Source organism: Dolichospermum circinale AWQC131C (assembly GCF_000426905.1).
Classification (GTDB): Bacteria; Cyanobacteriota; Cyanobacteriia; order Cyanobacteriales; family Nostocaceae; genus Dolichospermum; species Dolichospermum circinale.
The window spans coordinates 81,982-103,990 of sequence record NZ_KE384588.1; the positions used below are offsets into that span (position 1 = coordinate 81,982).

Annotated in this window: 17 protein-coding genes and 1 pseudogene; 10 read left to right on the plus strand and 8 right to left on the minus strand. The window is 37.0% G+C overall.

Translation table 11 applies throughout. The features are described 5' to 3' along the window. Positions 1-458: 458 nt before the first annotated feature. Positions 459-1,154 (plus strand): methyltransferase domain-containing protein, encoded by a 696-nt coding sequence (locus ACIR131C_RS0101575; protein ID WP_028088796.1) that lies wholly within the window; start codon positions 459-461, stop codon positions 1,152-1,154. Between the two features lie 172 nt (positions 1,155-1,326). On the opposite strand, the gene ACIR131C_RS0101580 is transcribed toward ACIR131C_RS0101575, so the two are convergent. Further along, the gene (locus ACIR131C_RS0101580; protein WP_028088797.1) at positions 1,327-2,241 is read right to left on the minus strand and encodes a CgnE/CgnB domain-containing protein; all 915 of its coding nucleotides are present in this window, start codon (positions 2,239-2,241) and stop codon (positions 1,327-1,329) included. A 442-nt stretch (positions 2,242-2,683) separates the two neighbouring features. Beyond that, positions 2,684-4,039, minus strand: coding sequence for a guanitoxin biosynthesis MATE family efflux transporter GntT (gntT, locus tag ACIR131C_RS0101585; RefSeq protein ID WP_028088798.1), 1,356 nt, complete (start codon positions 4,037-4,039; stop codon positions 2,684-2,686). Positions 4,040-4,540: 501 nt separating this feature from the next. On the opposite strand from gntT, the gene plsX reads away from it, so the two are divergent. The 6 genes and pseudogenes from plsX (at position 4,541) to ACIR131C_RS0101615 (ending at position 9,054) form a co-directional block, all read left to right on the plus strand. Then, positions 4,541-5,566 (plus strand): phosphate acyltransferase PlsX, encoded by a 1,026-nt coding sequence (gene plsX / locus ACIR131C_RS0101590; RefSeq protein WP_028088799.1) that lies wholly within the window; start codon positions 4,541-4,543, stop codon positions 5,564-5,566. 190 nt (positions 5,567-5,756) lie between these two features. Further along, positions 5,757-6,758 carry a beta-ketoacyl-ACP synthase III gene (locus tag ACIR131C_RS0101595; protein ID WP_028088800.1) on the plus strand — a complete coding sequence of 334 codons (1,002 nt, stop codon included), beginning with the start codon at positions 5,757-5,759 and terminating at the stop codon, positions 6,756-6,758. A gap of 81 nt (positions 6,759-6,839) precedes the next feature. Beyond that, entirely contained in the window at positions 6,840-7,721 is an 882-nt protein-coding gene (gene fabD, locus ACIR131C_RS0101600; protein WP_028088801.1) for an ACP S-malonyltransferase, read from the plus strand. A 158-nt stretch (positions 7,722-7,879) separates the two neighbouring features. Beyond that, complete coding sequence (locus ACIR131C_RS0101605; RefSeq protein WP_028088802.1) at positions 7,880-8,341, plus strand: DUF4079 domain-containing protein; 462 nt, start codon at positions 7,880-7,882, stop codon at positions 8,339-8,341. A 79-nt stretch (positions 8,342-8,420) separates the two neighbouring features. After that, positions 8,421-8,786, plus strand: a pseudogene (locus tag ACIR131C_RS27175) (DUF6883 domain-containing protein). A 19-nt stretch (positions 8,787-8,805) separates the two neighbouring features. Then, a complete protein-coding gene (locus ACIR131C_RS0101615; protein ID WP_028083375.1) occupies positions 8,806-9,054 on the plus strand; it encodes a DUF4926 domain-containing protein in 249 nt (82 codons plus the stop codon). 310 nt (positions 9,055-9,364) lie between these two features. Here the strand turns inward: ACIR131C_RS0101615 and ACIR131C_RS0101620 are convergent, their stop codons facing one another. The 5 genes from ACIR131C_RS0101620 to ACIR131C_RS0101640 form a co-directional block, all read right to left on the minus strand. Further along, positions 9,365-10,189: a CPBP family intramembrane glutamic endopeptidase gene (locus tag ACIR131C_RS0101620; RefSeq protein ID WP_028088803.1), complete on the minus strand. Its 825-nt coding sequence runs from the start codon at positions 10,187-10,189 to the stop codon at positions 9,365-9,367. Positions 10,190-10,244: 55 nt separating this feature from the next. Next, positions 10,245-10,526 carry an ATP-dependent Clp protease adapter ClpS gene (clpS, locus tag ACIR131C_RS0101625; RefSeq protein WP_028083373.1) on the minus strand — a complete coding sequence of 94 codons (282 nt, stop codon included), beginning with the start codon at positions 10,524-10,526 and terminating at the stop codon, positions 10,245-10,247. Positions 10,527-10,685: 159 nt separating this feature from the next. Next, on the minus strand, positions 10,686-10,883 hold the full coding sequence (locus tag ACIR131C_RS0101630; RefSeq protein WP_028083372.1) for a hypothetical protein: 198 nt from the start codon (positions 10,881-10,883) through the stop codon (positions 10,686-10,688). Between the two features lie 691 nt (positions 10,884-11,574). Continuing rightward, positions 11,575-12,597: a zinc-dependent alcohol dehydrogenase gene (locus ACIR131C_RS0101635; protein ID WP_028088804.1), complete on the minus strand. Its 1,023-nt coding sequence runs from the start codon at positions 12,595-12,597 to the stop codon at positions 11,575-11,577. A gap of 58 nt (positions 12,598-12,655) precedes the next feature. Continuing rightward, the gene (locus tag ACIR131C_RS0101640) at positions 12,656-12,853 is read right to left on the minus strand and encodes a hypothetical protein (protein ID WP_028088805.1); all 198 of its coding nucleotides are present in this window, start codon (positions 12,851-12,853) and stop codon (positions 12,656-12,658) included. 364 nt (positions 12,854-13,217) lie between these two features. Here ACIR131C_RS0101640 and xth point away from each other — a divergent pair, with 364 nt between their 5' ends. Then, entirely contained in the window at positions 13,218-14,000 is a 783-nt protein-coding gene (xth, locus tag ACIR131C_RS0101645) for an exodeoxyribonuclease III (RefSeq protein WP_028088806.1), read from the plus strand. Positions 14,001-14,015: 15 nt separating this feature from the next. Here the strand turns inward: xth and ACIR131C_RS0101650 are convergent, their stop codons facing one another. Beyond that, the gene (locus ACIR131C_RS0101650) at positions 14,016-15,251 is read right to left on the minus strand and encodes a hypothetical protein (RefSeq protein WP_028088807.1); all 1,236 of its coding nucleotides are present in this window, start codon (positions 15,249-15,251) and stop codon (positions 14,016-14,018) included. Between the two features lie 114 nt (positions 15,252-15,365). Here ACIR131C_RS0101650 and ACIR131C_RS0101660 point away from each other — a divergent pair, with 114 nt between their 5' ends. Together ACIR131C_RS0101660 and pheT are read left to right on the plus strand one after the other, a co-directional pair. After that, entirely contained in the window at positions 15,366-18,518 is a 3,153-nt protein-coding gene (locus ACIR131C_RS0101660) for an alpha-mannosidase (protein ID WP_028088808.1), read from the plus strand. A 207-nt stretch (positions 18,519-18,725) separates the two neighbouring features. After that, complete coding sequence (gene pheT / locus ACIR131C_RS0101665; protein WP_028088809.1) at positions 18,726-21,161, plus strand: phenylalanine--tRNA ligase subunit beta; 2,436 nt, start codon at positions 18,726-18,728, stop codon at positions 21,159-21,161. Positions 21,162-22,009: the final 848 nt, after the last annotated feature.

The window sequence follows — 22,009 nt, forward strand, 5'->3', positions numbered from 1 at the left end:
GAGTTGTTTTTTAACTCGTTGATATTACCATATCAGCATCAGTTTGATTTAACAAGATCAATGTCCAAAATGTTTACATTTTTTAATAAATAAAGATGGATTAGGTAATTAATGTTTAATTTGCAGTTTTTAAGTCAAAAAACCCCTTTATATTACGTCCGCTTGCACAATACAACTATGCCAATGAATATAACTTGTATTATCTCGTTATTCTAACAAGCTCTGCCTTCTTGTGACCAATGTTCAGCTTATAAGCATTGACTTTTATGGTTTATTTGTCAATTATCTTCAGCGTTTGAGTATGACTATTACTGGTGAATTATTAATAGAATAGGCTGATGACAAAAAGCGTATTAATCATCATATAAATATCCGGTTTTATTCCTGAAATTACTTGGATATGATCAACTCGTAGCCTGCTATCCTAGCAGAATACCTTTATTAATTTAAAAATATCAATGGCGAATCTAAAAATAACTGCTGGAGAAAACTACAATGATTATGTAGGACCAGCAAAAGAGTACGATTTCATGGGAGCGTCTCAATTTCGCTTGCTTTGTACACTAGGTCTCCGATCTCAGCATAAATTGCTCGATTTTGGCTGTGGTTCGCTCCGTGCAGGTCGGCTGTTTCTGCCTTACCTTGATGAAGGTTGTTATTACGGGGTAGAACCCAACAAGTGGTTAATCGAGGATGCTATAAAGTTCCAAGTTGGAGAGGATCTGCTTCGCATCAAGAAACCTTGTTTTAGTTATAACGATCAGTTCTCTTTAGCTGATTTTGAAACCGATTTTGATTTTATCCTCGCACAGTCCGTATTAACTCATACTAGGACTAATTTAGTAAGTCTTTGTTTACAGAACTTTGCTCAACATTTGAAACCTGATGGTCTTATCGTTGCTACTTTTATGGAGGGGGATTCTGACATGGAAGGAGATGGTTGGGAATATCCTCTATGTGTAACAATTCGTCCAGCGACAATTAAAAAGTTAGCACAAGATGCTGGGCTTGTGGGAATTTCCATCCCCTGGTTTCGTCCTAGACAAACTTGGTATGTTTTTGCAAAAAACCAAGATCGTCTTCCGACACAGGCCATGTTTCCTTATCTTCATGGTGTTGTCTTATTCGATCCCATGTTTGAGACAAAAGAATAAAAATTGACACAACTTTTACAAAAAAGGGAACAGGGAACAGGGAACAGGGAACAGGGAACAGACAAGAAACTAAAGTTTCAGGGTTTAGAGCTACAGTCAAAAAAAAGGATGTTTTGCAAAGATGCGTAGCACAAAAAAATACAATAACCCCTTCCCCAACCCTCTCCCGGCATTAAATAATCTTTATACTTTGAGAAATAAAATCAATATAGGGAGATTTCTGTGCCATACCTATTCCTATATGCGTTCCATATACTCCTTGATTCATAATGGAGTTTATCTGCCAATTCAGATTTTTTTCAATATTTTTGTTACAGCCAAAGCCTATCTCAGTAAAACTCAAGTTACGTTCTAAACCATAATCCATTTCCAGTAATATGGAAGTTTCATCCCTACCATCTAAAATGAGATGAGTTATAGTATTATCTTCGATATGAATATATTTTTCTTGACTTGAATTGACCTTCTCAAGTAAATATTTCAAAGCATCCTGGTGACGTTCTCTCACTTGTGGGTTTGCACAAGCGTAAATTATGCCATCAAAAAAGAAAGTTCCATCTAGTGAAAAACTTGATTTATCACTTTGAATATTGACTATTCCGCTTTCTAGCATTTCAGAAATGGAGTAAAATGATCCTGGTTCTAACTCATCTTCAGTATTTATAACTTCTAAACTTTCTGACAATAAGCACTTTAATTTAGTTCCTCTATGATCAGATAAGTATAATTCATCTTCCACCTCAGCAATTTGCTCATAAGTGTTAGCTCTTAACTCTAATACTTGTGTTAGATCACAAGAGAGAAGTTGCTCGAATGAATAAGCGATGATTTGAGGATTTATATCATACCTAACTGCTAGTAGATGGATAATCGTACTTTTGGAATTATGAGATAGCTGTATAAGTCGATCATGATATCTATAATCTGAAATTACAGCAAATGCTAATTGTTGACTAGCAAAATCGTAATCATCAAATAAAATAGTTTGATATCCTTGCTCTTGAAAATAATAATTAAGATCATTGCTATCAACAAGGATAGGAATTTTTTTATTAACTAGGGAATGATGAAAACATAAGGCATTCATTGAGAATTTTGTTCCTGCTTTGATTGGTGATAAAAATTACTAAGCTTTATTTTTGAACGTGGAGACAATCATAGTATTGGGATGTGATTTATGGGAATATCACTCAGGGAGCATTTCTGGATAAGGATCTAGTCCTATAAACAGTAAACTTTGATTTTGGGCGATCGCTCCATTTAGCTTATCATAGAAGTTGATAAATTTTCCTGGCAATATTCTCAGACTAATGAGGCTGCACAGAAAGATCAAGGAAATTAATATATCCCTTATTATCTGCGTTTATTTGCGTTTATTTGCGTTTAATAATCTTGGATCTCTTATTTGATTTTGAAAAAAATTAGGTATTGTCGGGTGCTTTACTACTGCATAAATTTTATCAATAAATAGATTTGTAATATCTGACGCACCCTAAGTATCTTTTCATAAATCAAATATTATTCCTATATCAACTAGAAATTAATGGCTGATTTTCCAAACTTTCATCTTTCAATGTTCGGGGGATAGATACAGCTAGTAAAAGCATATTACCTGCCATATAAGACAGTAAAGTAGACCACAATAAATGATTACTATGAAAATACCAGGCAGCAATTACTAGTGGTATGAAACCTACGGCAAAAGATAATAATACCACATTCCGCAAAGTTGCACCTTCTCCTAAACCGATAAAATAACCTTCTAAAACAAAAGTTATACCTGTAACTACACAAACAGGAAGTAACCAAATCGTATATTGATTAATATCTTGATTAACTTCTGCATGATTAGTTAATAGTCCAAATATCTGATCAGGAAATAAAATAGATGTACCAGAAAAACCTAATGCTATGACCAAACTAGTCAGTCCAGCAACTATCAATAAAGGTATCATTTCTTTGATATTACCTTTACTTTTAAAATTAGCTGTCATAGTTTGCACTGTTAGTCCGACACCATTAATTGTGAACTGACTTAAAAGAGCAATTTGTAATAATAAACCATTTTGTGCTAAGACATTTGTTCCCATAGTTGCACTTAAATTAGTAAAGATAGAATAGACAGAAACCAATAATATGAAACGAACTAAAATATTACCTTTTAAAGCAACAGTTTTTTGCAAAGCTACCCAATCAAATAATTCTTTAATAGCCGCTGATACGGTTTGCCAAGGAATAGTAAAAATCATCCATATTAAGCCGACAATTAAGGCTAAATATTGGCTTAATGCTGTTGCTAAACCTGCTCCTGTACTTGCCCAACCCCATTGAAAAATCATTAAATAATCTAATAATACATTAGAACCATTACCCACAATTGACATTAATAAGACTACCCAATTCATTTCTCTGCCTAAAAACCAACCGAATAAAACAAAATTGAGTAATACGGCTGGTGCAGCCCAAATTCGTGCATAAAAATAATCAACTCCAGCAGCTTCGATATCTGAAGAACCACTTAAAATTAAAAAGCCAATTTTTTGTAAAGGATATTGTAATAAAATAATAATTAAACCCAGGAATAAAGCAATTAAACCACTACGTAAACCAGCTAAAATTACCTCCTTATCATCATTTTTGCCTACTGCTTGAGCGGTAATGGCATTAGTGCTAGAACGGATAAATTTTAATACTCGATAAAGATAATCAAAGAGAATAGTTGCTAAAATTACTCCTGCTAAATGTCGAATATCTGTTAAATGTCCTAAAAAAGCAATGTCTACTAAACCAGCTAAAGGAACCATCATGTTACTGAGAACACTGATACTGGTTAATCGGTAAAACCGGCCTAAGAAGTTGTACTGATTGGGAACTGTAAATATCATGTTTATTCTTGCAAGTGCCGTAATTTTAGTAAAGATAGGTAGAAGATAGGTAGATTTAATGCGTGCTAACAAGTATTTATGCAAATTTATGGATATCCACACCCTGATTCTATCACTAATGCTAACACGATTGTTAATTAATAACTCAAGTTACTAGTTATCTAGTTGGGGCTGGTAATGGGTAATGGGTAATGGGTAATGGGTAATGGGTAATGGGTAATGGGTCATTTCATTGGTGAGTAATTTTCTGTTGTAATTCTGTAAATCCTTTAATCATGGACATCCTGGGCTATCAGACATTTTCCCTAACTAGCAGATACCTAAAAGCGGATTGTACCAGTAGTAGTTGTTGTGTGCTTACCGTGCTTTGATGCTATCTAGATTTTGATTCTAGGGTTTTGAACCTACTTCCCGATAATTTCTGATGGCTTTTTTGAGAATTTTCAATTTTTAAGTATGACAATCTGATAAAATTTGTAAGGTTTCTATAAGCTCTGAGCAATGGGATCGACTGGTGTAAGAATCGCAATTGACGCAATGGGGGGAGATCATGCACCCGATGAAATCGTCGCTGGCGCACTGCGGGCGCGAGAGGAATTGGGTGTTAAAATATTATTGGTTGGAGATCCCCAACGAATTGAGGCGGTAATACCGCCAAAAACTAATCTGGCGGACTTGGAGATTGTTCCTGCTAAGGAAGCGATCGCTATGGATGAAGAGCCTCTCAACGCAGTTAGGCGTAAGCGAGAATCTTCAATTAATATAGCGATGGATTTAGTTAAAAATAAACGGGCAGATGCGGTATTTTCTGCGGGACACTCTGGGGCGGCCATGGCCTCGGCTTTGCTGCGGTTAGGAAGATTACCGGGAATTGACCGTCCGGCTATTGCTACAGTATTCCCCACCATCAAAGCCGGTAAACCAGTAATGATACTGGATGTCGGTGCGAATGTAGACTGTCGCCCTAAATTTTTAGAACAGTTTGCAGTCATGGGTTCAATTTACAGTCAGTATGTTTTGGGAACAGAAAACCCGAAAATAGGTTTATTGAATATTGGCGAAGAAGATACCAAGGGTAATGAGGTGGTTTTTCGCACCCACCAATTGTTAAGGGAAAATACTCAAATTAATTTTACTGGTAATGCAGAAGGACGCGATGTATTATCTGGTGAATTTGATGTGATTGTCTGTGACGGCTTTGTGGGTAATATTTTACTAAAATTTGCCGAAGCAGTCGGAGGTGTAATTCTGCAAATTCTGCGAGAAGAATTACCCCAAGGGCTACATGGTCAAATCGGGACAGCGATTTTAAAACCCAACCTCAAGCGCGTTAAACAGCGCATGGATCACGCTGAACATGGAGGGGCTTTGCTTTTAGGTGTCAGCGGTATTTGTTTTATTGGTCATGGTAGTTCCCAAGCACCATCTATTTTTAGCGCCATTCGCATGGCTAAGGAAGCTGTAGATAATCAGGTGTTAACAAGACTCCAATCCCAATATCAAATTCTCCAAAATGAAAGTAGTTAGTTGGTATTTCTCAACTATGGAAATTATCGCTAACAGCTATTTGTCAATTGTCATCCAATTTTAGATTAGGGATGAAAATCCCTAGTCTGAGAACTCAAATTGGAATTGTCATTGGTACTCGTTATTAATGCTTACAAACAAGACAATTGACAATTAATCACTGACAATTGACAATTGAGGATATTAAGAAGTGCAAAATTTTTTAGCCAGCGGCATAGCAATTACAGGAAGTGGTTCAGCAGTCCCAGAAACGGTTTTACATAACCAACAATTAACTCAATTGGTGGAAACATCAGATGAGTGGATTACTTCCAGAACAGGTATCAGTCAGCGACGGTTAGCATTACACCCTGATTCACTGACATTATTAGCCACCGCTGCGGGTCAACAGGCTATTGCATCTGCTGGAATTAAACCAGCGGACATAGACTTAATTTTGCTGGCCACATCTACCCCTGATGACCTCTTTGGCGGTGCTTGCCGTGTTCAAAGTGAATTAGGTGCTGTCAAAGCAGTGGCCTTTGACTTAACCGCCGCTTGTTCCGGTTTTGTCTTCGGTTTGGTAACGGCGGCACAATACATTAGAACAGGTGTTTATCAGAATATACTCTTAATTGGGGCAGATATCCTCTCTCGCTGGGTAGATTGGCAAGATAGACGCAGTTGTGTATTGTTTGGTGATGGGGCTGGAGCAGTGGTATTACAAGCGAATAAAAGCGATCGCTTATTAGGATTTTCGCTGAAAAGCGACGGTTCTCAAAACCAATATCTGAATCTGTCCTATGATGGCTCTAGTGTAGAACTGACACCGGATATTCATGTATCTACGGGCAAATATCAGCCCATGACCATGAATGGAAAAGAAGTTTACCGCTTTGCTGTCCAAAAAGTTCCCGAAGTGATAGATAAAGCCTTATTTGTAGCTAACCTGAGAGTGGAAAATATAGACTGGCTAATATTACATCAAGCAAATCAAAGAATTATTAATTCCGTTGCTGAACGCTTGAATATTCCTGAACATAAAGTTATCAGCAATGTTGCTAACTATGGTAACACCTCTGCTGCCTCTATTCCCCTAGCTTTAGATGAAGCGGTGCGAGAGGGAAAAATCAAAACCAATGATATCATTGCTACCTCTGGTTTTGGGGCTGGACTTTCCTGGGGTGCGGCCATTTTCCAATGGGGAAGATAAATAATTGACCATTAACAACGGACAACTGACCACTGACAATTAACAACTGACAACTGACCACTGACAACTGATTAATAACAAATGACTAAAACTGCATGGGTGTTTCCTGGACAAGGTTCTCAAGCATTATCCATGGGAGTAGACCTATTAAATCTACCATCTGCCAAAGAAAAATTTATTCAAGCTGAGGCAATTTTAGGCTGGTCTGTGATAGATATGTGTCAAAGCGACATTGACACCTTATCACGGACAATTTATACCCAGCCGAGTTTATATGTCATCGAAAGTATAATTGCTGATATATTGCGAGAAAGAGGACAGCAACCAGACTTAGTTGCAGGTCACAGTTTAGGGGAATATATCGCCCTTTATGTTGCAGGTGTTTTTGAATGGTCTGCTGGTTTATACTTAGTAAAACGGCGGGCAGAACTCATGGAAAGTGCTGCTGGCGGGATGATGACCGCACTGATCAACTTTGATAGAGAAGAGTTGGAAAAAGTTATTAAGGAGACACCTAATGTAGTTTTGGCCAATGATAACAGTCCTGCTCAAGTTGTAATTTCTGGCACACCTGAAGCTGTACAAGCCGTCACCTCTCAAGTCACAAGCAAAAAGGCTATTCCCTTAAAGGTTTCAGGAGCATTTCATTCCCATTTAATGAAAGCAGCAGCCACGGAATTTCAAGAAGTTTTAGACTCAGTGATTTTTCAGTCAGCAACGGTCCCAGTTTTATCTAATGTTGACCCAATTCCAGCCACAGAGGCAAAAACTTTGAAAGACCGTCTTTCTCAACAAATGACAGGACCTGTGCGCTGGCGAGAAATTTGTTTGCAATTCCCAGAAAATGGTGTTGAGAAGGTTGTGGAAATTGGTCCTGGTAATGTTTTGACCGGTTTAATTAAACGGACTACTTCTGGGTTAATTTTGCAAAACGTCCGTAATGCTCAGGAGTTACCTGTTTAGGTTAAATTATTAAATATCTTCAGCAGTTAGCAAAATCAGTTAGTATCAGGTTTTAAACCTGATTTCAACCTAATTCGTTCACCTTTGTTAACTGTATAGCCTATTATGGGTTAACCGTTTTTAAACCAAGTAACTTTCCTTAACTGAACTGTTCTTTTATGCACCTACCTTCTTTTTTATGGTTATGGAAAATAGCCGCTTGGTCAATGGGGTTATCCTTAATGGCATACTTGTTTTTAGCAATAACTGGTATTTGGATGTTACTGGCTAAAACTACTCTCAAAGTCCCCCTGGGAATTATATTACCTTGGCATCGTGGTCAAATGCTATTGCTCCATTATATCATCGGCATGACTATGGTTAGTCTAGTCTTACTCCTGTTAGCAGTTGGTATTGTGGGTACTTTGGGACATTTTGGTTCTTTAGGACATTCTCCACATTTAGGGGCTGGGTTAATAGTGGTGATATTAGTTTTAGTATCTGCTTTTAGCGCTACCCAAATTAGTACGGGTAAGTCTTGGGCTAGACCTTTACATCTTGGTTGTAATTTGTTATTATTACCCGGCTTTATTTGGGTATCTCTGAGTGGTTGGACGGTGGTACAAAAGTATTTACCTTAACTAGGGCTTGCTGAATAAGTTGTCTAGGAGGGCAGGTGCTACGCCACGGGGACAGGGAACAGGGAAAAGTTTTAACTGTTTGGAGGAAGATATTATCAGACTAAACTCAAATCTCCTTCCCAATGCTGAAAATGCAGTTGTTGACATTCGTAAATTGCGTGACTACTCTCTTAATCCAAATCATTCTACAGGAAAGGATAAAGCTCGTCTATTTTCATCAATTTTAGGTATGACTGCTGAAAATGCTGAATAATTGCGCCAGATTATTTTGGAACAAGTTAAAATTCAAGAAGCGTGCCTAAATAAAAGTGATCAACATGGACAACGTTACTATGTAGATTTTACTTTAATACGAGAAAATAAAAGTGCAAACATTCGTAGTTGTTGGATTATAGAGCCTGGTTCTGATTTTCCAAGATTAACGAGTTGCTATATTAAATTGTAATATAATGAGGTAATCAAAAATGACTAAAATTACGCCCAAATTACTAGACGTAGTAGCATTAACAGTTGACTTACCTGAATACAACTTACTGCGTGGTCAGGTTGGTACAATAGTGGAATTATTAGCAGATGGTACTGTATTTGAAGTAGAATTTAGTGATAGTAACGGACAAGCTTACGAATTTGTTGCTTTAAATTCAGATCAAATTATGGTTTTACATTTTGAACCAACATCCCCTAATTTAGTACCGGAAATGGTTACAGCATAACTAACTGTAGCAAACGTAGGTTGGTTTCATTTAGGCAACTCTAACTCTTTATAATATACTTGGTAAGATTTTACTACTACTCCAACCTACCCACGAAAATTTATCAATGTGACAGTTGTGGGTGCGGAATGTGGGTTTAAGTCTGCTGAATAATGTTTATCAGACTGGGATTTAAATAAACCTCTTTTAACTCTTTTACCTAAATATTGCTCATGCTTTTTGATTGGTTCAAAATCCAGAAAACTATATTTTGATGTGTAGCTTTCTGTAGTAATATGATTTTAGGATATCTGCTGAGATTTACAGTTAACTACCTTTTTAACTGCTGAACACCTGTCCACCAAGCTAGTCCAGCCATGAATAATATTCCCATAACTCCCTGTAAAGGATTATTATTCACACCAGTTACCCAATCAGGAACTTGTCCCGAATATTGGGTTAATTGTCCAACATTAATGATATAATAGCCCCAAACTAGTCCACCATGTAAACCTATAGGTAAGCCTAAACGCCCCCGTTTCCAACGTTTTCCCCACACCTGGGTTAAACCTAACAGCACTAAGGCCGGAAACTGTGGTAAAGTATGAATAATTGCCTCTAAGGGTTTAATGAAATGGGTAACAGCAAATAAAATTGCATCTATCCAAAGAGCAGTATTTAATTTATAATCTCTTTGTAATTCATCTAGTAACCAACCCCGAAATAATAATTCTTCTGCAAAACCTACACCAAAACCAACTAATAAACCCTCTAATATTATTTTCCCTAAAAATGCTTTGGGCTGTTGCCATACTAACCAACCTAGCACAGCTTCTAAACCAAATAACACTAAAACACTAATTAATCCTATGGTCAACCCTTGGAATAGTTCTATACCATTAAACCGTGTAAATTCTAACCCATAACGGCGGAATATTCCTGGCTGTTGATAGACTTTTTTCCCCCAGATATTGAGCAACAAAATAAACTCAACATATAATATCACTATTGTCAAGATACTTTCTAAGTTAGAATCTGGAACTAACCAATAAATTGGTATAGCTAGGGGTAGCCACAACAATAGTAAGGCTAGTATAAAGCAAACTAGCCTCACATAAACCGGGTATTGGGTAAGCTGAGTGAGATTAATTTTCATACATTAGTCAATTATCATTAGTCAAAACTATAGGCTATTGACCAATGACCAATGATTATTCATCTGGTTCAATTGTACTAATTAAACCATGGTTTGTGAGTGTTTCACAATAAAATTCCGCGTGTTCTTGAGCGCAACTAATCACCAAAGCTAACCCGTTATGGTGAGCTTCCATCATGATACTAACAGCCTGGGGTTGGCTGATGCTAGTAACGGTAGTCATTAGCACTTTAACTACATACTCCATCGAATTGTAATCATCATTATGAAGCAAAACGCGATATCGAGGCGCAAGCCGGCGGGATGTAGAACGCTTCTCAATAGTTTCGACTGACACGATTTTTTGCTCTTTGATCGTTGATTTACTAGAATATAGTTACTGTTGAGCATTAGCTTAACACTTTGGCATTATAACACAAACAAAGCAGCTTGGCCTATGGTCAAAAAAATTCTCTTTTATTTTCCCATACTTTGACTAACAAATGGACTCCTTGGACTATCCCCAGCTAGGAACTAACTGTACTCTACCAGCGTCCATTTCTGCCATCAGCAATTCTAAAGCCTCATAGTCAACATCAGATATATGACCCAGTTTTGTTAGTTCTGAGTTAATCTCATTTTCTATTTCTGGAGTTAATTTTCTGATATGTAGAGCTTTTTCGACCAAGTGACGAATGACGTATTGAGTTTTCATAAGCAATAAACCAGGTAGTTACTAGTCATTATCTAAGATAATGGTTGGTATAAGATGTGTTTTTGTCTTGACTGTCTCTGTGATTTACATGACCATTTAATCCACAAGATTAGTTATTCAATAACTCTGTTTTTTTGTCAACTACACGGGTAAAAAATGACTAAAAACTACGGAGAAGGATGGCTGAAACTAGGTCTATTTATCGCTTCAACCTTGGTAACTTCTATAGCTACAGATGATTAATCTGCATTCAGAATCTATATGTAGATTGTTTTTTAACTGTTAGAAAAAAAAAGTATATATAAATACATTTTACTACTAACTTATAGCAATCTTTAAATAAAGGTCGTAAAATGGTAAGGATTTAGCAAAGATAGATCGAACTTGTCGCCAATTTGGAAAAAAAAGTTTATCTTCAAATAGAGAGCAAATTGTCAACAGTGTTTATGAAGATGTAATTATGCTAACAGGTTTATTTGATATCATGTCCGGTTGAACGCTTGTCATATCTGTTGAAGCTGGTAATGGGTAATTGGTAATTGGAAAAAGATAATACCATGATCAACTATATCGTCGTCCTATAAGTGACATAAGCGACCGGGTATGATACTGATAACGTCAGGGTGATACTTCCTGTTTTTACACAGTGTCAATCGGAAACACTATTTTAATCAGGATGTTTTAACTTTTTTTAGTTATACATTGCTACCTTAATCACTTTCCGCGCTTTCATATCCATAAATACCTGTTCTAAATCCTGTAAAGGTCTTTGTTCACTAATTAGTAAGTCAAAGGAAATTGTCCCACTAGCAATGAGTGATAAGGCGGATTTTACATACTCTGGAGTGTTATGAAATACTCCTTTGATTGTAATTTCACTATAATGGAGTTGTTCCGTATTCAGGGTAATTGTAGTATCTTTAGGACAGCCGCCAAATAGATTCACAGTTGCACCAGGACGGGCGCAAGCGATCGCTTTTTCCCAAACACTGGGTATACCAGTGGCTTCTATAACCACATCTGCACCCCAGCCCTCCGTTAATTCCCTGACTGTGTTAGGAATATCTGTGACTTGATGATAATTAAAAGTCCGGGCTGCACCTAACTTTTTACCGATTTCTAGGCGTTTATTATTACCGCCCCACAGCATTACCTCAGTATATTCCGATAGAACGGCTACAAACATTAACCCAATTGCACCATCACCTAAAACCACTACTCGGTCATGGGGTTTGACCTGGGAACGGCTGATACCATGCAATACACAGGCCAGCGGTTCGGTCATGGCGGCTAATACGGAAGGTAATTGGTCGGGTATTTGTAATAGATTATGCTGGACAATGGGGGCGGGGATTTTTATGTACTCCGCAAATGTACCGTTGTTCCAAGTTAAATTGGGGCATAAAGAATACTCTCGACGTTGACAAAAGAAACATTTCATGCAGGGGGCTGAATTATTTGCTACTACGCGATCTCCCACCCGCCAATTAGTTACTCCAGTGCCGATAGCCACGATGCGCCCCGCCCCTTCATGACCAAACAAGGTTGGAGGTGTTAACATTTTAGCATGGCCACCGCGTCGCCATACTTTTAAATCTGTACCGCAGGTGGTGGCCGCTTCGACTTGAATTACTACCTCCCCTGCTGCGGGAGTGGGTTCGGGAACGTGTTCTAGACGTAAATCTTCCTGTCCGTAGAGTAATGCTGCTAACAAGGTGGTTAATCCCTAAAATAGAAGTTGGGACAAATTGGGAGAAAAGAAAAAGAAAAATTTAAGAACTCAACGCACTTTGAGGTAAAATCTCTTGATTATGGGGTTCTAAATGTGATATTGTATCAGATACAATATTTATATTCAAGACTGGTACTTCTTGTCTACAGGAAAGACAAAACCAATAAACTCCATGGTAACGAACATGACGCAAAACTGAACCACCACAACAGGGACAGGTGTTAACTATAATACTCATGCTAAATCCTCCTTGGCAAAAATTACGATAAGTCAGTAGTATTATGGTTGAGGTATGTATTTATCTGACCTAGAATAAGGTCAGATATTCAGAGAACTGAGAGAATTTAGCGGTGAAAACTATCAACAAATGCTAAATTAACGGTATTTTATGGTTTTTCCCAAAAAGATATTTATCAAAATGAAAAATTTATGAAAACATTATTAACCTACAAGTTAGTATAGACTTTGTTCATCTATCGCGGGGATCATATTACAAATATGAATTTGGTTCATCTATGACCAATATCATCAATAGCTAAATTTTTATGGGACAATTACTTTACACCTGACTTTTATTTTGCATTTACTTTGATGACTAAATCATGAAAATTGCTACTTGGAATGTTAATTCTGTACGAACACGGTTGGAACAGGTGATCAATTGGTTAAGCGAAAATCCGGTTGATGTTTTATGTTTACAAGAAACTAAGGTTATAGATCAGGATTTTCCCCGTCTCGATTTTGAAAAATTAGGTTATTATTTATATATATCAGGACAAAAGTCTTATAATGGAGTAGCTTTGATTAGTCGTCAATCTTTAACAGATGTTAGTACGGGTTTTACGGCTATTTTACCAAATGTGGATTCGGAATGGGACACACAAAAAAGAGTAATTACAGGTGTATTTTCAGGAATCAGAATTGTTAATCTTTATGTTCCTAATGGTTCATCTATAGGTAGCGAAAAGTATGAGTATAAGTTGGGTTGGTTGAAATTACTCAAGGAATATTTACAGGTATTATTATTAACAAGTTCTCCTATTTCTATCTGTGGTGATTTTAATATTGCTTTGGAAAATATAGATATTAATGATAAAGTGAAGATAGATAATCACATTATGGCTTCTGTACCGGAACGTCAAGCTTTACGAGATATTCTTAGTTTAGGTTTCGCAGATGCTTTTCGTAAATTTAATCATAAAGGAGAAAACTATACTTGGTGGGATTATCGCACTGCTGCATTTAAACGAAACCTGGGTTGGCGTATAGATCATCATTATCTGACCCCGGATTTGTATGAACGCGCTCAAAGTTGTATTATTGATGTTGAACCACGAAAGTTAAATCAACCTAGTGATCATACACCAGTTATTGTAGAATTTTAATTCTATCCTATTTATTTATCTGCCTAATAATAAACCTCGGAAAAAATAAACCGTGTTTGTTAGTATCTGTTCTATCCATGATATTAACTGATCTAACCAGTGTAAAATTTGTTCTAATGGGTGTTTTTCGTAGCCTAAAGAGGTCGCAGAAATATCAATCCAGTCGGGCTTAAAATTAAATCCTTGGTTGGTTTGACTGTCTTTTTCCTCCCATTCCTGATTTTCAGATTCAGGTGCTTTTTGGGCGATTTTCTCCCAGTTATTCAATAATCTCGAATTTGCTGGCTTTAGGGGATTAAAACCACTATGATCGGATATATTGGTACTGAGATTACCAAATAGATCATCCCATGTCAACCAAGTATCTCCATGATTTAGCGGTAAACTGTTTTGAAGGTCTGATTTAATTTCTGCTTTTTCAGCAGCAGCATTTGATTGAATTTGATAAATATTTCTTCCTCCTAAGAAGTAATTTATCGCTGCGGTAATTAAATTAGCAATATCCGCTTTTTCGGTTTTTGAATCATCATTGTTAACTACTAAGTTATCAAGAATTTTTTGACCACTTTTTCCTATGGAGACTAAAGCTGTAATTTCCAAATTAGCAACTAATTTATCTAGAAACCCAAAAACTTGACTTGGTTTTTTATCAGTTAGTTTATTTAGGAGTAAATCAATTTTTGGTAATATTTGTTTTTGCGAAGCAGGATACTCATAATGAATCAATTCTCTATTAATTCTATCCTTTAATTGGGAGTTTTCCTGGGTTGTGAAAATATCAAAAATGCGATTATCAGTACCAACTAACACCAAATTCCCAGTTTTTAATTCCGTCGCAATTCCCTGGACTTTGGGTATATGCTTTTGAAGAGTGTTTTCCGACCTTGAGGAACTTTGTTTAGGAAAAAATCTCCCCCACAAAGATCCTATAAAAGTTAAAGGAGTTAAAGGATTTGTTTTTTGGGAAATCTCTAAATTACCACCCTCAGCAGGAAGATTTTTAACTATATCTAATATATGTTGAATTGCTGCGTCCGTTTCTGGAGGAATTATCGGCTGTATTTTTTTTTCCGACCATTCTTTTTGTGGCAATAACTGGTAAAGTGGATAAAGTAGAGAACCATACCCCACCTGAGTCGCAACTTGTAGATTTTTGAAAATGTTTTCCCATGTTTGGGTCAACCGTTGAGTCTGCTGGTAGACAAAATTAAACAGTTTACTTTGATAGCGATTTGAAGAACCGGAAGACATAATGATAATGTTGAAGTTGTAACCTTGGATGATCTTAATTCGAGAATCAAAAATTCTTAATTATCAACCTGATTATTTTACTGAATTATTTTACTGGATTATTTTACTGGAAATATGACTCTTCCTTTACCATCATTAAATACCAAATCTATATCCACGGCTATTGAAAATTTACGTGCTTGTTGTCAGGTTGATATCCAGTCAACCTGGAAATATCAGGAAACTGACGCAGTAGTTACTGATTTTATCCCATTTAGTATAATTGATTGGCAACCAGTTGAAGTTAATGAAAAAGGCCATATTTCCTGGAAAGGCGGAAAACAGGTATTATGGTTAGGACAAAATTTCTCTATTCCCCACAGTTTACAGGATTTTCCTTTAAGCGGTCTGTCTTTGCGCTTGGCTTTGGTTTGGTGGGCTGAAAATGTAGAAGTATACGTTAATGGTAAGTTAGTATTAACTGGAGACTTATTTGATGCTTCACCACGAGTTTTAATTAGTCCTCAAGTAAGTCCTGGAGAAAATTTTACCATAATTTTGCGGTTAGTTAGTCCGGGACATTGTGATGGGGCTTTGATGCGATCGCTGGCAATTTATGAAACAATGATCTATAATCATGATGATGCTGGTTTTATCGCTGATGAATTAGCCATTGTGGAAATTCTTCTAGAAAACTTCGCACCCGAAAAATTACCAGCTTTATCAGCAGCAGTTGAAAGAGTTACAAATCTCAAAAACACCGAAAACCAAGACTGGAAAACCTATTTACTGAATTTACGACAAACTTATTTGGGTTTATCTGATTTTATCTGTGAACAAAAACCGGAAATTCATTTATTGGGTCATGCACATTTAGATTTAGCATGGTTATGGGTGGTCGCGGAAACTTGGAAAGCAGCACAAAATACCTTTGAGTCAGTTTTAAAACTTCAACAGGATTTTCCCGAATTGATTTTCTGTCATACTACACCAGCCTTGTACGCTTGGGTAGAAGAAAATCGTCCCGACCTATTTCGAGAAATTCAAAATCAAGTTGAAAAGGGAAAATGGGAAATTTTGGGAGGTTTTTGGGTAGAACCAGATTTGAATTTAATTGCTGGGGAGTCTATAGTTCGTCAGTTATTATATGGCCAGCGGTATTTTTTCCACAAGTTTGGAAAAATATCCCCTGTGGTTTGGGTTCTTGACACTTTCGGTTTTTGTGCGACCTTACCCCAATTTCTCGCAAATGCGGGAATTGAGTTCTTTGTTACTCAAAAACTTCGCTGGAATGATACAACTAAATTTAATTATGACTTATTTTGGTGGCGATCGCCTGATGGTAGTCAAATATTAAGTTTTATGTCCCCACCCATGGGCGAAACCGTTGAACCTGTTAAGATGGTTAAGTATGCTTGTGAGTGGAAAACCCAAACAGGTTTACAAACTAGTCTTTGGCTTCCTGGTGTTGGTGATCATGGTGGAGGTCCAACTCGTGATATGTTAGAAGTTGCGAGACGTTGGGAACATTCTCCAATTTTCCCTAAGTTGAAATTTACAACTTCTCAAAAATATCTCCAAAAGATAAAATCTCAAAGTCAAAATTTACCAACCTGGGAAAACGAACTTTATTTAGAATTTCACCGGGGATGTTATACTACCCACGGAGACCAAAAACGCTGGAATCGCAAATCTGAACATCTATTATATAGTGCTGAGTTGTTCGCAACTTTAGCAAATATCCTCTGCGGTACAAAATTCCCCCACACAGAAATAGAAACAGCTTGGAAAAAAGTTTTATTTAATCAGTTTCACGATATTTTACCTGGTTCTTCCATTACTCAAGTTTACCAAGACGCTTTACCAGCATGGGAAGCAGTGGAAAAAGTCGGGAAAAATATTTTAGTAGAGTCATTAATAGATATAGCATCCCAAATTAGTTTACCACAACCACCTGATCATAATGCCATCCCCATCATCATTTTCAACTCTCTCAACTGGGAACGTCGGGAAGTTGTCAGCGTTGACTTATCGAAAATCATCATAGCAGACCAAGAAGAATATGAAAATTCTGGAGAGAATTATGGAATTTTCGATATTCAAGGAAAAGAAATTTCTTCCCAACCTTGCGAAAATTCAACTTTATTATTTCTCCCAACAGTCCCATCTCTAGGTTATAGCATTTTCTGGCTGTCTCCATCTTCCCCCACACAACCCCAAATATTTCCGAAAAATTGGATTTTAGAAAATGAATATCTACAAATCCAGGTTAACCCAGAAACTGGAGACTTGGATAGTGTCTTTGATAAAACCCAACAACGAGAAATTTTAAACGGTGCGGGAAACCAACTCCAAGCTTTTAGCGACAGCGGCCAATATTGGGACGCTTGGAATATTGACCCCGATTATAACACAAAACCTCTACCGCCAACAAAATTAAAATCAATTCAGTGGCAAGAATATGGAGAAATTCAACAACGCTTGCGGGTAGTGCGTCAACTGGGAAAATCGGAATTTTGTCAAGATTACATTTTACAGCTTGGTTCACCACTTTTGAAAATAGCTAATACTGTAAATTGGCTGGAAAATCAGGTATTAGTAAAAACAGCTTTCCCCCTCAATTTCGCAGCGGAATTTGTCACTTATGAAATCCCCTGCGGTGTTATCCGTCGTCCCACAAATCCCCAAACCCCCGCAGATAAAGCAAAATGGGAAGTACCCGCTTTACGGTGGTCAGATATAACCGCAGATACGCAAACAGGAAAATACGGAGTTAGTCTTCTTAATGATTGTAAATATGGTTACGATGCTCAACCGAATCAACTGCGGTTAACTCTGCTGAGAAGTTCCCAATGGCCAGATAATCAAGCTGATATAGGTATACATCAATTTACTTATGGCTTGTATTCTCATCTAGGGAGTTGGGAAGAAGGAAATACAGTTAAACATGGTTATGAATTAAATGTACCTTTGGAAATATTAGTAAATCCGCCAAAGCGGAAATTCAACAAAAATGCTTATCAAAGTCAAAGTTTTTTAGACTTATCAGCGGATAATTTAGTTATTATGGCACTTAAACCCAGTGAAGATCATCCTGAAAAATACATTCTTCGCTGTTATGAATGTCATGGAAAAACAGCCGAGTTATTTTTGCGAAGTGACTTTCTTACTTTAGGTCAACCATTGGACTTACTAGAACAGTATATCAAGTCTGAGGAAATATGTCAAGGGGCTGTGAATATTCAACCTGGGAAAATTGTTAGTTTTGAGGTTGTCGTCAACATATAGGTTGGGGTTTTTCATTTGTGTTGAACTTCTGGTTTGTTGTACCTCCCTTGGGATTTGTTACAATATAACCGGGGTTTGTACAGGAAGTTGGGAAGGAATGAACCACGAAGAAGCGAAGAACAGGAAGGAAGGAAGGTTTCTCTAGATATTTTGCCTAAATCTTAATATAAAATTAGAGCAAAAGATTAATCTCAACAAGCAGACTCCATGCGTATTTCTCTCAACTGGTTACAAGAACTCGTAGAAATTAAACTGACTCCAGAAGAACTGGCGGAAACCTTGACAATGGCCGGTTTTGAAGTAGAAGATATAGAAGATCGTCGCACTTGGGCCGCAGGGGTAGTTGTGGGAAAAGTCCTGGAACGTCAACCACACCCTAACGCAGATAAGTTAAGTGTTTGTACAGTAGATATTGGTGCTGCGGAAACTGTGAATATCGTTTGTGGTGCTGGGAACGTCCGCGCAAATATCTATGTCCCCGTGGCCACTACAGGAACTTATTTACCTAACATTGATTTAAAAATTAAACCCGCAAAACTGCGCGGTGTTCCCTCTAATGGGATGATATGTTCTTTGAAAGAGTTGGGTTTACCCACGGATATTGACGGTATTCATATCTTTAATGAAGAAAATCTGGTTTTAGGTAGTGACGTGCGTCCCCTGTTGGGTTTGGAAGATGTGATTTTAGATGTCACTGCTACCGCTAACCGTGCTGACGCTTTATCTATGGTCGGTATTGCGCGGGAAGTAGCAGCTTTAACTGGAGGAAAATTATCAATTCCCGAAATTGCGAAAGTAGAAAATACTCAAACCGCAAAAAACCTGACTTTGAAAATCTCCGAAACCCAAGCTTGTCCTGCTTATATTGGTACGGTTGTTGAAAACATCAAAATTGCGCCCTCTCCTGAGTGGTTACAACAGCGTTTACGGTCTGCGGGAGTGAGACCAATTAATAATGTGGTTGATATCACTAATTACGTTTTATTAGAAAGAGGACAACCTCTTCACGCTTTCGACAAAAATCGTTTAGAATCTCTTTCTGGAGAGGAACAATTAATAATGGGAGTGCGGTTTGCACAAACGGGAGAAACTTTAAAAACTTTAGATGGAAATAATCGCAATTTATCACCCCAAAATTTATTAATTACTGCTAATAATCACCCAGTGGCTTTAGCAGGTGTTATGGGTGGTGAAGCAACGGAAGTTCATGAAGGTACACAAAGTTTAGTTTTAGAAGCAGCGTTATTTGATTCTGTAGTTATTCGTCGTTCTTCTCGCAGTTTGGGGTTAAGAAGTGAAGCCTCTGGAAGATACGAAAGAGGCGTAAATCGGGCTGAATTAGAAATAGCTTGTCACCGGGCTTTATCTTTAATTCAAGAATTAGCAGCCGGGGTAATTGTTCAACAACAAATTTCTGATTATCGTCCAGATATTTCTACCTGGTCTCATTCTATTCATCTGCGTTTAGATAAAATTAATCAAGTATTAGGTCCAATTGAATTAGGACAAGAAACAGGAGAATTACAACCAGAAGATGTAGAAAAAATTCTCACTGCTTTAGGATGTGAATTAGTCAAAACTGAGGAAAATACTTGGAATGTCACTGTACCTCCCTATCGTTATCGAGATTTAGAACGAGAAATTGATTTAATTGAAGAAATTGCCCGGTTATATGGTTATGATAAATTCTGCGATACCTTACCAGAAAAATCTCAAGCTGGTTATCTATCTTTAGATCAAGAATTAATTCGCAGGTTACGCGGTTATTTACGGGCTGAAGGTTTGACGGAATTAATGCAATATTCTTTGGTGAAACCAGGGGAAGATAAACAGATTGTTTTAAGTAATCCTTTATTTGCGGAATATTCGGCTTTACGCACTGATTTAATCTCTGGTTTAATTACCGCTTTTCAATACAATTTAGAACAGGGAAATGGGGCGTTAAATGGTTTTGAAATTGGGAGGGTTTTCTGGCGTGAAGAAGAGGGTTTACAAGAAGCAGAAATGCTGGCCGGAATTATCGGTGGTGATATAACTAGCGGTAAATGGTCACGGGGTGGTAAGGAAAAAGCCATTACTTGGTTTGAAGCTAAAGGTATTTTAGAAAGTGTCTTTAAACAACTCAAATTAGTGGTAGAATTTCAACCAGAAAATCGAGATTCTCGTTTACACCCCGGACGCACAGCTTCATTGTGGATAAAAGGTAATCGTCTGGGAACATTTGGACAAATTCACCCCCAATTACGCCGCGAAAAGGATTTACCAGAAGCCGTTTATGTGTTTCAATTAGATTTAGATACTTTGTTAGATGCTTGGGATCATGATGATTTATTGATTCCCAAATTCAGTTCCTATTCTACCTATCCAGCAAGTGATAGAGATTTGGCGTTTTTCGCACCAATGAAAGTGACGGTTTGCGAACTAGAAAAAGTCATTAATAAAGCAGGGAAAGGGTTATTAAGCTCTGTGGAATTGTTTGATGAATATCGCGGTGAAAATGTACCCGCAGGACAACGCAGTTTAGCCTTTCGTTTAGTATATCGTGCCAGCGATCGCACCCTCACAGAAAATGAAATTGAACCAGTTCATAATCAAGTGCGTTCTGCTTTGGTAGAGAAATTTGGTGTCAATTTGAGAAGTTAATTTACGGGTAATGGGAATTATATAGTCATAATTCTCACACCCAGACCTCCTAGTTATGTCAACTTAGGCTGGTAATTTGTAAAAATATTTACCTATTTCCCTTGGTTTGTGCCTTTTTCCTCAACCAGTAACTTAGGTTATATCATGTCCGTTTAAACACTTATCATATTGGTTGAGGCTGGTAATGGGTAATTGGTAATTGGGAAAAGGCAATATACAGCACTTCCCGGTGTTATGAGATACATATTTAGCGGGCAAGATGCCCGCACTACAAGAGTTTCATCTCCCCAATAAATAGGAATATTATATACTGAGATTAATTTAGTTGTTAACTATACTTAGTAATTGGCATTAAAAGATACGTATTTTTAGGAGTCACAAGTCGGATATCTTGACTAGATAATCCTTTTCCCTTTTTGTTTGTTTATCTTTGATCATTGTTTTCAAATAAATTTTAGTTAAAACCACAATCTCATACTTTTGATAGATGACAATTATGAATTGTTTGTGGAGTTATTTTTAATAAAAATTAATAAATTATATTTATGTATAAATATTTGCTAATAATAAAAGTATAGAAAAGCTAAAAGGTTTAATTTACAAGGGTTACAGGACATATTATCTATGTATATTTAGATTAAAATTACACTTTGTTAATTTTAAGTATAAATGTTGAACTTTTTTGTGTTGTATAGAAAACATATTTGTGTATAGCAAAATAAGTAAATCGCGGAAATGCTTACTATAAAACGGTTATACCCGTCGTCAAAAAGTTAGATTTGCAGAATTATCGGGTCTGCTTGCCACTTATAGTCTGGATTAGATATATGAACATCTATCAAAACAAA